The 12,312-nt window shown below is 60.5% G+C and carries 10 protein-coding genes; 4 read left to right on the plus strand and 6 right to left on the minus strand.

Annotation, left to right across the window (positions count from 1 at the left end; genetic code table 11):
- Positions 1–105: 105 nt before the first annotated feature.
- Positions 106–3,576 (plus strand): hybrid sensor histidine kinase/response regulator, encoded by a 3,471-nt coding sequence (locus M0746_RS17115; RefSeq protein WP_258450019.1) that lies wholly within the window; start codon positions 106–108, stop codon positions 3,574–3,576.
- Positions 3,577–4,359: 783 nt separating this feature from the next.
- On the opposite strand, the gene rmuC is transcribed toward M0746_RS17115, so the two are convergent.
- On the minus strand, positions 4,360–5,724 hold the full coding sequence (gene rmuC, locus M0746_RS17120) for a DNA recombination protein RmuC (RefSeq protein ID WP_206415051.1): 1,365 nt from the start codon (positions 5,722–5,724) through the stop codon (positions 4,360–4,362).
- Between the two features lie 175 nt (positions 5,725–5,899).
- The gene (locus tag M0746_RS17125; RefSeq protein ID WP_258450020.1) at positions 5,900–6,223 is read right to left on the minus strand and encodes a sel1 repeat family protein; all 324 of its coding nucleotides are present in this window, start codon (positions 6,221–6,223) and stop codon (positions 5,900–5,902) included.
- A 958-nt stretch (positions 6,224–7,181) separates the two neighbouring features.
- Between M0746_RS17125 and M0746_RS17130 the strand changes: the two genes are divergently transcribed.
- The 3 genes from M0746_RS17130 (at position 7,182) to M0746_RS17140 (ending at position 9,581) form a co-directional block, all read left to right on the plus strand.
- Entirely contained in the window at positions 7,182–7,406 is a 225-nt protein-coding gene (locus M0746_RS17130) for a hypothetical protein (protein ID WP_047736507.1), read from the plus strand.
- 275 nt (positions 7,407–7,681) lie between these two features.
- Positions 7,682–8,164, plus strand: a complete 483-nt coding sequence (locus tag M0746_RS17135) for a hypothetical protein (RefSeq protein WP_258450021.1) — start codon at positions 7,682–7,684, stop codon at positions 8,162–8,164.
- Between the two features lie 145 nt (positions 8,165–8,309).
- Complete coding sequence (locus tag M0746_RS17140) at positions 8,310–9,581, plus strand: OmpP1/FadL family transporter (RefSeq protein ID WP_258450022.1); 1,272 nt, start codon at positions 8,310–8,312, stop codon at positions 9,579–9,581.
- Positions 9,582–9,770: 189 nt separating this feature from the next.
- On the opposite strand, the gene M0746_RS17145 is transcribed toward M0746_RS17140, so the two are convergent.
- The 4 genes from M0746_RS17145 to M0746_RS17160 are packed head-to-tail and all read right to left on the minus strand — an operon-like array spanning position 9,771 to position 12,171.
- Positions 9,771–10,331, minus strand: coding sequence for a glutathione peroxidase (locus tag M0746_RS17145; RefSeq protein ID WP_258450023.1), 561 nt, complete (start codon positions 10,329–10,331; stop codon positions 9,771–9,773).
- A 54-nt stretch (positions 10,332–10,385) separates the two neighbouring features.
- Positions 10,386–10,508 carry a hypothetical protein gene (locus M0746_RS17150; protein WP_258450024.1) on the minus strand — a complete coding sequence of 41 codons (123 nt, stop codon included), beginning with the start codon at positions 10,506–10,508 and terminating at the stop codon, positions 10,386–10,388.
- Positions 10,505–11,713: an MFS transporter gene (locus tag M0746_RS17155; RefSeq protein ID WP_394598615.1), complete on the minus strand. Its 1,209-nt coding sequence runs from the start codon at positions 11,711–11,713 to the stop codon at positions 10,505–10,507. Before M0746_RS17155 ends, M0746_RS17150 begins: the two co-directional genes overlap by 4 nt.
- Before the next feature lie 53 nt (positions 11,714–11,766).
- A complete protein-coding gene (locus M0746_RS17160) occupies positions 11,767–12,171 on the minus strand; it encodes a MarR family winged helix-turn-helix transcriptional regulator (protein ID WP_208938165.1) in 405 nt (134 codons plus the stop codon).
- Between the last annotated feature and the right edge of the window lie 141 nt (positions 12,172–12,312).

Raw genomic sequence — 12,312 nt, forward strand, 5'->3', positions numbered from 1 at the left:
ACCCCGCCACGCCACGACCATGGTCGACACTGACTAACCGCCGCGCGCATGCCAGACTGTCCGCCCGGGCAGGAGTGCCGGGGAGTCTTTTGTCGGGAGTCTTGCATGTCGCTGTCCACCGGGCTGATCGCCGTCGTCGCCCTGGCCTATATGGCCATCATGTTCGCCATCGCCTTTTACGGCGACCGTCGCAGCACGCCGTTGCCGCCGCGTGTGCGCGCCTGGGTGTACAGCCTGTCGCTGGCGGTTTACTGCACCAGCTGGACGTTTTTCGGCGCGGTCGGTCAGGCGGCGGAACAACTGTGGTCATTCCTGCCGATCTACCTCGGGCCGATCCTGTTGCTGGTGGGCGCGCCGTGGGTCCTGCAGAAAATGGTGATGATCAGCAAACAGGAGAACATCACCTCCATCGCTGACTTCATCGCCGCGCGCTACGGCAAATCGCAATCGCTGGCAGTGGTGGTGGCGCTGATCTGTCTGGTCGGCGTGCTGCCCTACATCGCCCTGCAACTCAAAGGCATTGTCCTCGGCGTGAACCTGTTGATCGGCGCCGGCGCCGACGCGATGGGCACCCGGGCTCAGGACACCGCGCTGATCGTGTCGCTGGTGCTGGCGCTGTTCACCATTGTCTTCGGTACGCGCAACCTCGATGCCACCGAGCACCACCGCGGCATGGTGCTGGCGATTGCCTTCGAATCGCTGGTCAAGCTGTTCGCGTTTCTCGCGGTCGGCGCGTTCGTCACTTACGGCCTGTATGACGGCTTCGATGATCTGTTCAATCAAGCGATGCTCGCACCGCGCCTCGAGCAATACTGGAAAGAAACGATCAACTGGCCGTCGATGGTGGTGCAGACCGGCGTGGCGATGATGGCGATCATCTGCCTGCCGCGACAGTTCCACGTCACCGTGGTCGAGAACATCGATCCGCAGGATCTGCGCCTGGCCAAATGGGTGTTTCCGGCTTATCTCGCGCTGGCCGCGCTGTTTGTAGTGCCGATCGCTTTGGCCGGTCAGATGATGCTGCCCAGTGACGTGTTGCCCGACTCCTTCGTGATCAGCCTGCCGCTAGCCCAGGCGCATCCGGCGCTGGCGATGCTGGCGTTTATCGGCGGCGCGTCGGCGGCCACCGGCATGGTGATTGTCGCCAGCGTGGCGCTGTCGACCATGGTCTCCAACGACATGCTCCTGCCGTGGCTGCTGCGGCGCAACAATGCCGAGCGGCCGTTTGAAGTGTTCCGTCAGTGGATGCTGTCGGTGCGCCGCGTGAGCATCGTGGTCATTCTGTTGCTGGCCTACGTCAGCTATCGCTTGCTTGGCTCCACCGCGAGCCTGGCAACCATCGGCCAGATCGCTTTCGCTGCGGTGACGCAACTGGCCCCGGCCATGCTCGGCGCGCTGTACTGGAAACAGGCCAACCGCCGCGGCGTGTTTGCCGGCCTCGCCGCCGGCACATTCCTGTGGTTCTACACGCTGGTCCTGCCGATTGCCGCGCACAGTCTCGGTTGGTCACTGAACAGCTTTCCGGGGCTGGCATGGCTGCACAGCAATCCGCTGAACCTGCCAATCAGCCCGCTGACCCAAGGCGTGGTGCTGTCGCTGGCCGGCAACTTCACCCTGTTTGCCTGGGTCTCGGTGCTGTCGCGCACGCGGGTGTCGGAACACTGGCAGGCCGGGCGTTTCATCGGTCAGGAGATCAGCGCACGGCCAAGCGCCCGCTCGATGCTGGCGGTGCAGATCGACGACCTGCTGCAACTGGCCGCGCGCTTCGTCGGTGAAGAACGTGCGCGGCAGAGCTTTATTCGCTTCGCCTACCGCCAGGGCAAAGGCTTCAACCCGAACCAGAATGCCGACAGTGAATGGATTGCCCACACCGAACGCTTGCTCGCCGGTGTACTCGGCGCCTCTTCAACGCGCGCGGTGGTAAAGGCCGCCATTGAAGGTCGGGAAATGCAGCTGGAGGACGTCGTGCGCATCGCCGACGAAGCCTCCGAAGTGCTGCAATTCAACCGCGCGCTGTTGCAAGGTGCGATTGAGAACATCACCCAAGGCATCAGCGTGGTCGATCAGTCGCTGAAACTGGTGGCGTGGAATCGCCGTTATCTGGAGCTGTTCAATTATCCCGACGGCCTGATCAGCGTCGGCCGGCCGATCGCCGACATCATTCGCTACAACGCCGAGCGCGGTTTGTGCGGCCCCGGCGAAGCCGAAGTCCACGTCGCGCGGCGCCTGCACTGGATGCGCCAGGGCCGCGCGCACACCTCCGAGCGGCTGTTCCCCAACGGCCGAGTGATCGAGTTGATCGGCAATCCAATGCCCGGCGGCGGCTTCGTCATGAGTTTCACCGACATCACCGCGTTCCGCGAAGCCGAACAGGCGCTGACCGAGGCGAACGAAGGGCTGGAGCAGCGGGTCAGCGAACGTACCCAGGAGCTGTCGCAGCTCAACCTCGCGCTGACTGCGGCCAAAGGCACCGCCGAAGCGGCCAGCCAGTCGAAAACCCGCTTTCTGGCGGCGGTCAGTCATGACTTGATGCAGCCGCTCAACGCCGCCCGCCTGTTCTCTGCCGCCCTCTCCCATCAAAGCGAAGGCCTGAGCAGCGACGCGCAAAAACTGGTGCAGCACCTCGACAGCTCGTTGCGCTCGGCCGAAGACCTGATCAGCGATCTGCTGGATATTTCCCGCCTGGAAAACGGCAAGATCAATCCCGATCGCAAGCCCTTTGCGCTCAACGAACTGTTCGACATTCTCGGCGCCGAGTTCAAGGCACTGGCGCAGGAACAGGGCCTGACCTTCCGCGTGCGCGGCAGTCATTTGCGCATCGACAGCGACATCAAGTTGCTGCGGCGGATTCTGCAGAACTTCCTCACCAACGCCTTTCGCTATGCCAAAGGCCCGGTGCTGCTTGGCGTGCGCCGACGCGGTGGCGAGCTGTGCCTGGAAGTGTGGGATCGCGGGCCGGGCATTCCCGAGGACAAACAGCAGGTGATATTCGAGGAATTCAAACGCCTCGACAGCCACCAGACCCGCGCCGAAAAAGGCCTCGGCCTCGGTCTGGCGATCGCCGATGGTCTATGCCGCGTGCTCGGCCATACCTTGCGCGTACGTTCGTGGCCTGGGCGCGGCAGCGTATTCAGCGTCAGCGTGCCTCTCGCGAAATCGCAGGCCGCGCCGGCCAGCGTCACCGCCGAAATCAATGGCAAATTGCTTAGCGGTGCACAGGTGCTGTGCATCGACAATGAAGACAGCATCCTGATCGGCATGAACAGCCTGTTGAGCCGCTGGGGCTGCCAGGTCTGGACCGCGCGCAACCGCGAGGAATGCGCAGCGCTGCTCAGCGAAGGCGTCCGCCCGCAACTGGCACTGGTCGACTACCACCTCGACCACGGCGACACCGGCACTGAACTGATGGCGTGGCTACGCACGCGCCTCGGTGAACCGGTGCCAGGGGTCGTGATCAGCGCTGACGGCCGCCCGGAAATGGTCGCCCAAGTGCATGCGGCGGGTCTGGATTATCTGGCCAAACCGGTGAAACCGGCGGCGTTGCGGGCGTTGTTGAGCCGGTATTTGCCGTTGTAGCGGGTGATCTTGTAGACGCTATCGCGAGCAGGCTCGCTCCCACAATTTGATCGCATTCTTTCAGTTGGAATGTCGTCACCCTGTGTGAGCCAGCCTGCTGACGATAGCGGTGGTCAGGTACATGCTTGAACTCCGCCTGAAAATCAAAAGCGAAAATCAAAAGCCCCTCACCCTAGCCCTCTCCCGGAGGGAGAGGGGACTGACCGCGGGGGATGCGAGGGCTACGTCGACCTGCGATACCGAGTCGAACGCAAATTTCAAATCCAACCAAAAATCGGCTCCCTCTCCCTCCGGGAGAGGGCTGGGGTGAGGGCCGGACCACCACAAACCCCAAGCCGAACAACCGCTTCTCACCACTCAACAATGAGTGTTAGCTCGCGTGCTCTTGATCTTGATCTTGCCTGACATCCCAAGCCAACCACCCGCTTCTAACCACTCAACAATGAGCGCCAGCTCGAGTGCTTTTGATCTTGATCTTGCCTAACCGGCGACATCGGAAGGCTGAGTGGAGGGATTGATCCGGGCGTGGGAGCGCAGCGACCGTCTGGCGCAGCCAGACACAGCGGAAGGAGGTGCAGCGAAGCAAACCGTAGCCGCTGCGCCCGGATCGATCCCGCAGCGAAGGAACCCGAGCCTGCGAGGGCCGGACGCAGGAGCAAAGCCTTTTGGTTCCTTTTTGGCGTCTGAAAAAGGGACTCGCCGTAAGGGCGAAACCGCCAGCAGCCGTTACCGCACCAACGGATATGCACCCAAGAACCGAGCCTGTACCCGAAGCTTCAAAAATCAGTCAGGCAACTCAACCAGCCCATCAACATCCGTCATCGCCCGCTCCAGCAAATCAGCCGGCAAACTCTTGCTCGCCCGCGCCCCGAGCAATTTCAACTGCTCACTACGACTGACCAGATTACCGCGCCCCTCGGTCAGCTTGTTACGCGCCGAACTGTAAGCCTTGTCCAGCTGCTGCAAGCGATTGCCCACCTCGTCCAGATCCTGAATGAACAACACAAACTTGTCATACAGCCACCCGGCGCGCTCAGCGATTTCCCGGGCATTCTGACTCTGGCGCTCCTGTTTCCACAGGCTATCGATCACCCGCAACGTAGCGAGCAAGGTAGTCGGGCTGACAATCACGATATTGCGATCGAAGGCCTCCTGAAACAGCGTCGGTTCAGCCTGCAACGCTGCCGAGAACGCCGCTTCGATCGGCACGAACAGCAAAACGAAATCAAGGCTGTGCAACCCTTCCAGACGCTTGTAATCCTTGCCGGCCAGGCCTTTGACGTGGTTGCGCAGCGACAGCACGTGCTGCTTGATCGCGATCTGCCCGAGGGTGTCGTCGTCGGCCGCCACGTACTGTTGATAGGCGGTAAGGCTGACCTTGGAGTCGACCACCACCTGCTTGTCGCCGGGCAGGTAAATGATCACATCCGGCTGGAAGCGCTCGCCGTCCGGGCCTTTGAGATTGACCTGGGTCTGGTATTCGCGGCCCTTCTCCAGACCGGCGTGTTCAAGCACCCGCTCAAGGATCAGTTCGCCCCAGTTGCCCTGGGTCTTCTGGCCTTTGAGGGCACGGGTGAGATTGGTCGCTTCGTCGCTCAGGCGCAGGTTCAGCGCCTGCAAACGCTCAAGTTCCTTGGCCAGCGAAAAGCGCTCACGAGCTTCGGCCTGATAACTCTCCTCGACGCGTTTTTCGAAGGACTGGATGCGCTCCTTCAGCGGATCGAGCAACTGGCCGAGCCGTTGCTGGCTGGTTTCGGCAAAGCGCTGTTCGCGCTCATCGAAGATCTTGCCGGCCAGCTCGGCGAACTGCGCGCGCAATTCATCGCGCGAACCTTGCAGGTCGTCGAGGCGTTGCTGATGGCTTTCCTGTTGTTCGCGCAACTCGGCATTCAGTGACGCAGCCTGCGCATCAAGGCGGCGCAGTTCGGCTTCCTTGTTGGCGCGTTCCAGGTTCCAGGCGTGGGCGGCGTCACGGGCATCGTCGCGCTCGATCTGCAGCAGTTCGACTTCTCGACGCAGGGCCGCCAGCTCAGCCTGTTTGGCCGCATTGGCCTGGCCAAGATCGGCGACTTCATCGCGACTGGCCTCAAGCTGCGCGTTGAGGCCGTCCTGGGCCAGTTGCGCCATCGCCAGCCGCTCTTCCAGCAAGGCCTGCGCAGCTTGCCCGTTGCTCGCCCGGCGCTGCAGTTGCCAAGCGAGTGCCAACAATGGCAGCCCTGCCGCTGCGAGACCGAGCAATACGCTGGTCAAGTCCATAGCCATAGCGACTCCTGCCGATCCGATAAAGCCTGAAGGTTAACCAAGGTGTCAGGTCTTGGACAGCTCAGTCTTCGAGCAGGCCGAGTTCCCGTTGCGCGCGACGGTCGCCGGCACGGGCGGCCTGGCGCAGCAGCTCCTGGCCGATGCGTCGATCTCTGGCGTTACCACATTCGCGACACATCAGTTGACCGAGGCGGCTTTGCGCCGCGACCACGCCTTCGCGCGCCGGTTGCTTGAGCAGGCAGCCCGCGAGGTGCTTGGCATTATGGCTGGCGCTCAGGCGCGGGCTGTCGAGCAGCCACTCCGCAACGCGTACGGAAAATCGCTTGGGCGAGGTAACAGGTGGAAGGTCTGAGGTAACAGAGTCTGATACTGAGCGAAACTTCATAAAGCACTGCGGGACGAATCGGAAGGCGCGCCACTCTACTCTTTTTTTCTTACAGGTAAAGTCTAAAAACAACCCGGCACGCCCGTGCTAGAGCAAGCGCTCGGGACAATCCACAGAAGCTGTGGATAACTCAGTGGACAACCGTCCTGCAACCCGCGCAAAGCCTTATGGAACGGGGCTCGCAGTCAAACTGACGATTTTTTCACCAACTAAAAAAAGCGATGTTTTTCATTGACTTAAACTTTCGATACAGGCAGCCACCGGGGTCAGGATGGATATGACAGCGCTGTGACAGGCCGCGCAACTAATGTGCACAAGTACCTGTTGCCCGGTTATATCGCTGCGCTTTTTCGGGTCGTTTTGGCTGTTGATTGTCCGATTAGCCCCTTGCCAGCACCACAGATCAACAAAATTTCACCGACCGACGGTAGGAAAATGCCCGTTTACGGGCAATCACGTTACACGCCAAGCAAACCCTGCGCGGGACTGCAATCTTTTTTCGCAGGCCGTTTGCATTAGCGATTTCGATCCGTTACTATCCGCGGCGTTAGTACCAAGCTGAAAGTCAATTCCGGTCGAACACATCCCCACGGTCAGCCTCTCGCAAAGAAGCTCAACCGAAAAAAGCGGGAACGACCCCTCGATGGTTTCCAGGTAAATCTTGCGCCAACACAGCCTTCCACCGATGCGAAGGGTGTTGCGAAGAACACTTACTCTGACCGAACCAACCTGCAAATTGATCAGGATCTTCACCCCGGGCCCAGAACCTTTGCCCTCGTTGTGATGCCTGTCCTCCTAAGTACCTACCTGCCAGCCCAAGCGCGCCAACTTAATAGCGCTGCAACTGGCTGCTTTGTTCCAGTCGGGTTCTTCGTTCGGTCAATGGTGATCGACGTTACTGGAACGTTTTAACGTTGCACGGTTCTTATCCGTGTCATTTGTAGGAACACCAATAACCATGTCTACTCAAATCCAGACTCAGGATGCCATTCGCACCCTTACCAACGCTTTTGCACCGATGAACTGCCTGATCATGGCCGCTCGCAAAGGCTGCTTCAGCTTCACCGTGGTCAACGAACACGGTATCGCCCGCCACAGCGAGCGTCTGTACCCCGATCAATACTCCAGCGCCGAACCGCTGCAGGCCGTGATCGAGCGTACACGTCAGGCATTGATTGCCTGAGAGCCGAAAAAGGCTGCAAAAGCACAAGCCCTGCATGAATATGCGGGGCTTTTTATTGCCCGCAGTTTTTCCTTTTACCTCGCGCGCCTAAGCACCTTCGGATATATCAGTTATAACTCGAAGCCGAAAAGAATTTAAAAACAGGCCTTTACGTCGCGAATATGACACTACACTTCAACTCGAGCGGCATGATTCGCTCATGGCGGGCCTGAACCGATCCACCGCTGCCAAGCCTCCTTCAGGCCTCGCCACTCATTACCGGAACCGAGGGATTTATGGGTATCGCTGCCAGCGAACTGTGTCGATATGTGATCCGCCCCACGCTGATTTATCTGGGCCGTCACTGCGCCACCGCCGAAGCACTGCTGCTGGGCATCGCCGCCAGCCAGTCAGCCCTCGGGTCTGCCCTGCACAACCGCCGTGGTCATGGCCTCTACCGCATTGCCGAACAGCGTCATCAGGCGCTATGGGACGACTACCTGGCGCTCGATCCGGAGCGCGCCAGCCTGGTCCGCGGCCTCGCCAGTCAGCATGCGTTTCTCAGCGGTCCACATGTCGAATTGACCGTCAATCTGCGGTACGCCACTGCCATTGCCTGGCTGCTGGTCGAAGAACAAAACCCCACCCTCCCCGCACCCGACGATCTGTTGGGCATGGCGCGCATCTGGCGTCAGACTTTTCAGCCCCAGGGCCGTCTGCGCGACTTTACCTTTGCCTGGCAAACCTGTGTTTCACCGCTGAATCAGGTCGCCTGTTGACCGAGCGGTTTCGCAAGTTCTCGCAACAGGCCGCCATTTGGTCGGATTGTCCTACAAAACCGCTCTAACTCAAGGCATACGGGCTATAGCGCTGCGGCGAAAATGTTGGTAATTTTCGCCCCGGTGATCACCAGGAGTTCTAATAATGAAAAAAGTCATGCTCAAAACCACCCTTAGCCTCGCCGTAACCCTCGCCTCCACGCAAATTTTCGCGGCAGGTTTTGCCCTCAACGAACAAAGCATTAGCGGGATGGGGACTGGTTTTGCCGGGCGATCTTCTTCTGCCGACGACGCAAGCACTGTTTATGGCAACCCTGCCGGCATGGCGCGCATCAAGCGCGAACAAGTCACTGGCGGTGTAGCCCTGGTCGACGCACATACCGACATCAGCGACGCCAGCTCCAGCCCAAACCGTGGCAGCAACAAGGGCGACATGGTGCCCCTGACCGCCGTGCCGATGGGCTTCTACGTCAAGCCGATCGACGATCACTGGGCATTCGGTCTGGGCGTGTACGTGCCGTTCGGTCTGATCACCGATTACGAAAACGGCTTTGCCGGCCGTTACTTCGGCAGCAAGTCCGAAGTGCAGGTCATCACCTTCCAGCCAACCGTCAGCTACGCCTTCAACGACAAGGTGTCGATCGGTTTCGGCCCGACCATCAACCGCATCGACGGCTCGCTGGAATCGAACCTGTCGATCACCCAGGCGCTGCCGGACGGCAAGGTCAAGATCAAGGGTGACGATACCGCGCTGGGCTACAACATCGGCGTGCTGGTACAAGCCACCGACACCACCCGCGTGGGCCTGACCTATCACTCCAAGGTCGATTACAAGCTCGAAGGCGACACCAAGATCAAATACGGCGCGCTGGCACTGGTCGGCGTTGGCGCCAACCAGAAGTACGACGCTTCGTTGAAGATCACCACCCCGGAATCCGTGGACCTGTCGGTCACCCAGGCGATCAACGATCGCTGGAACGTTTACGCCGGTACCACCTGGACCCGCTGGAGCCAGCTGGACAAGATCACCGTCAAGAACTCCGGGGTGCAGCCACTGCTGGCCGGCCAGTTCGGTTCGATCAACGAAGACCAGAACTGGCACGACACCTGGGCTTACGCCGTGGGCACGTCGTATCAGCTGAACAAGGAATGGGTACTGCGTACCGGTCTGACCTTCGACCAGTCGCCGACCAACAACGAAGACCGTTCGCCACGTATCCCGACCGGCGACCGGACCATCTTCAGCATCGGTGCCGGCTGGAGCCCGACCGACGACCTGACGATCGACGTTGCCTACTCGTACCTGAAGGAAGAGTCGGTCCATATCCGCAACGAAAACAATCGTGGCCAGAGCTACGACTCCAAGTATGAAAACTCGGCGAACGGTTTCGGTGTCGGCGCGACCTACCGTTTCTGATGCACCGCGGCGAGGCTGATCCCTCGCCCACAAAAAGCCCCGCTCTCTTGTCAGAGGCGGGGCTTTTTCATGCAGCAGATTCAAATGTAGGAGCGAGCCTGCTCGCGAAAGCGGTGGATCAGCCAACACAGCGTTTGAATGTCAAACCGCATTCGCGAGCAGGCTCGCTCCCACAGGGTAAAGCTTGAGTCAGTTGGCCAGCGGCTTGGAAGCAATCGCCTTCTCGATCGCCGCAATAAATTCCGGATCATCCGGTTTGGTCAGGCTGGAAAAACTGGCGACGACCTTGCCCTGCCGGTCGATCACGTATTTATAGAAATTCCACTTCGGCGCATTGCTCTGCGCGGCCAGCACTTGAAACAGGTGCGTGGCATCGTCGCCGCGGACCTTTTGCGGTTCGGTCATGTTGAAGGTGACGCCGTAGTTGGCGTAACAGACCTTGGCGGTTTCGGCGCTGTCCTTGGACTCCTGCTTGAAGTCATTGGACGGCACGCCGAGCATTTCCAGGCCCTGCGGCTTGAAGCGCTGATTGACCGCCTCAAGGCCTTCGAATTGCGGGGCGAAACCGCAGAAGCTGGCCGTGTTGACCACCACCAGCGGCTTGTCCGCGTATTGCTTGCACAGATCGATGGATTCCTTGGCCCGCAACTTGGGCAGCGAGCCCTGAAGCAGCTCCGGGCAATCCGCGGCCTGGGCCAGGCCGGTCATCGCCAGCAGCAATGCGGGAACAGCACACCAACGCATCAACATGTCGAACATCCTTGAGCAGTTGTCAGGCCTCGACGTTACTCGCCATGCCGGGTTCTAGCAAATGCTCATGCCCAACTGCATGAGGGCCAGACCGCCCTGCTGCCAGCCCCACCACACCAGCGCCAACAGTGCGGCGCCGAGTGCGCTGAGGGCCAGTCGTGGCCAGAGGCGATTCACGCGGCGCTCGCACTGGCTTGCAGGCGTGCAACCGGGCGCTCGCGCACCGGCCAGTTCAGCGCCGCCGCCAGCAGACTTAGCAGAATCGCCACTTGCCAGATCAAGTCATAACTCCCGGTACGGTCGTACACCACCCCGCCCAGCCAGCCGCCGAGGAACGAGCCAAGCTGATGGAACAGGAACACGATGCCACCGAGCATGGACAGGTTGCGTACACCGAACAAGGTCGCCACCGTACCGTTGGTCAGCGGCACCGTCGACAGCCACAAAAAGCCCATGGCCATGCCGAACAGATACGCCGACGTGGTGGTCACCGGTAGCCACAGAAACAGCACAATCACCACCGCTCGCAACAGGTACAGACCCGTCAGCAAGCGCGGTTTGGACATGCGCCCGCCGAGCCAGCCGGCGGTGTAGGTGCCGAAGATATTGAACAAACCGATCAGCGCCAACACCGTGGTGCCAACCGTCGCCGGCAGGTGCTGGTCGACCAGATAGGCCGGCAGGTGCACGCCGATGAATACCACCTGAAAACCGCAGACGAAGAAGCCGAACGCCAACAGCCAGAATCCGGAATGCGCACAGGCTTCGCGCAGGGCTTCGGACAGGCTTTGCTCATGACCGAGCACCGGCAATGGCTTGTCCTTGAGCATGCTCACCAACGGCACGATCATCGCCACCAGCAGGCCCAGCACCAACAGCGCGGCCGACCAGCCGAGCCAGCCGATCAGGCCAAGAGTGCCCGGCAACATCGCGAACTGGCCGAACGACCCGGCCGCGCTGGCGATACCCATGCCCATGCTGCGTTTATCCGCTGGCACTGCTCGCCCGACTACGCCGAGAATCACCGAGAACGAGGTGCCGGACAGGCCGATACCAATCAGCAGCCCGGCGCTCAGCGACAGCGTCATCGGCGAATCGGACAAGCCCATGCAGACCAGCCCGAGCGCATACAGCACGCCGCCGATCAGCACCACTTTCGCCGCGCCAAAACGGTCGGCCAGCGCACCGGTGAACGGCTGCGCCAGGCCCCAGATCAGGTTTTGCAGGGCAATGGCGAAAGCGAACACCTCGCGCCCCCAGCCGAACTGCGCGCTCATCGGCGACAGAAACAGACCGAACCCGTGACGCACGCCCAATGACAACGCCAGGATCAGCGCACTCCCCAGCAACACCCAACCGCACGTACGCCACATCGATGTCATTATTATTCTCCGGTCGCGGGTATATACCCGCTTGAGGGCGGAAAAAACCGGCGTCAGGCCAGTTCATCCAGCAATTTGAGCAAGGTCTCGCGTTTTTCCGCGCCGAGCCGATCGATCAAGCGCTCCTGCGCCGCTTCCCAGGCTGGCAATGCTGCCGCCAGACGTTGCACACCGTTTTCGGTGAGCCGGACGATGCGGTTGCGCATGTCCTCGCCTTCGGCCAGCGCCACCAGCCCTTCGCCTTCCAGCACCCGCAAGTTGCGCCCGAGGGTGCTGCGGTCCAGGCCCATGGCTTCAGCCAGTTCGGAAATGCTCGGTTGCTCCAGACGCTGCAGATTGCACAGCAGAGAATACTGGGCAACGTTGATCCCGAAGCCGTCGAGAGCGCCGTCGTAATGCCTGCTGACGCCACGCGCGGCGCGACGCAGGTTGATGCACAAACACTGAGAAGGAAGCATGGTGCGTGTATATACCCGCGACTGTGTTAAATCAAGTTACAGATTGATTTTGACCGGAACATTTGTGGCGGCTGGAATATCGCTATCGCGAGCAGGCTCACTCCACAGGGAACGCATTCCAATTGTAGGAGTGAGCCTGCT

Origin of the sequence: Pseudomonas sp. S11P7 (assembly GCF_023195435.1) — a bacterium.
GTDB classification, from domain to species: domain Bacteria; phylum Pseudomonadota; class Gammaproteobacteria; order Pseudomonadales; family Pseudomonadaceae; genus Aquipseudomonas; species Aquipseudomonas fluorescens_G.

What these genes read in the sequence shown, in the direction of transcription:
- M0746_RS17115 (WP_258450019.1), top strand. Translation starts at nt 106, where the DNA reads ATGTCGCTGTCCACCGGGCTGATCGCCGTCGTCGCCCTGGCCTATATG.
- M0746_RS17125 (WP_258450020.1), bottom strand. Translation starts at nt 6,223, where the DNA reads ATGAAGTTTCGCTCAGTATCAGACTCTGTTACCTCAGACCTTCCACCT.
- M0746_RS17130 (WP_047736507.1), top strand. Translation starts at nt 7,182, where the DNA reads ATGTCTACTCAAATCCAGACTCAGGATGCCATTCGCACCCTTACCAAC.
- M0746_RS17135 (WP_258450021.1), top strand. Translation starts at nt 7,682, where the DNA reads ATGGGTATCGCTGCCAGCGAACTGTGTCGATATGTGATCCGCCCCACG.
- M0746_RS17140 (WP_258450022.1), top strand. Translation starts at nt 8,310, where the DNA reads ATGAAAAAAGTCATGCTCAAAACCACCCTTAGCCTCGCCGTAACCCTC.
- M0746_RS17145 (WP_258450023.1), bottom strand. Translation starts at nt 10,331, where the DNA reads ATGTTGATGCGTTGGTGTGCTGTTCCCGCATTGCTGCTGGCGATGACC.
- M0746_RS17155 (WP_394598615.1), bottom strand. Translation starts at nt 11,713, where the DNA reads ATGACATCGATGTGGCGTACGTGCGGTTGGGTGTTGCTGGGGAGTGCG.
- M0746_RS17160 (WP_208938165.1), bottom strand. Translation starts at nt 12,171, where the DNA reads ATGCTTCCTTCTCAGTGTTTGTGCATCAACCTGCGTCGCGCCGCGCGT.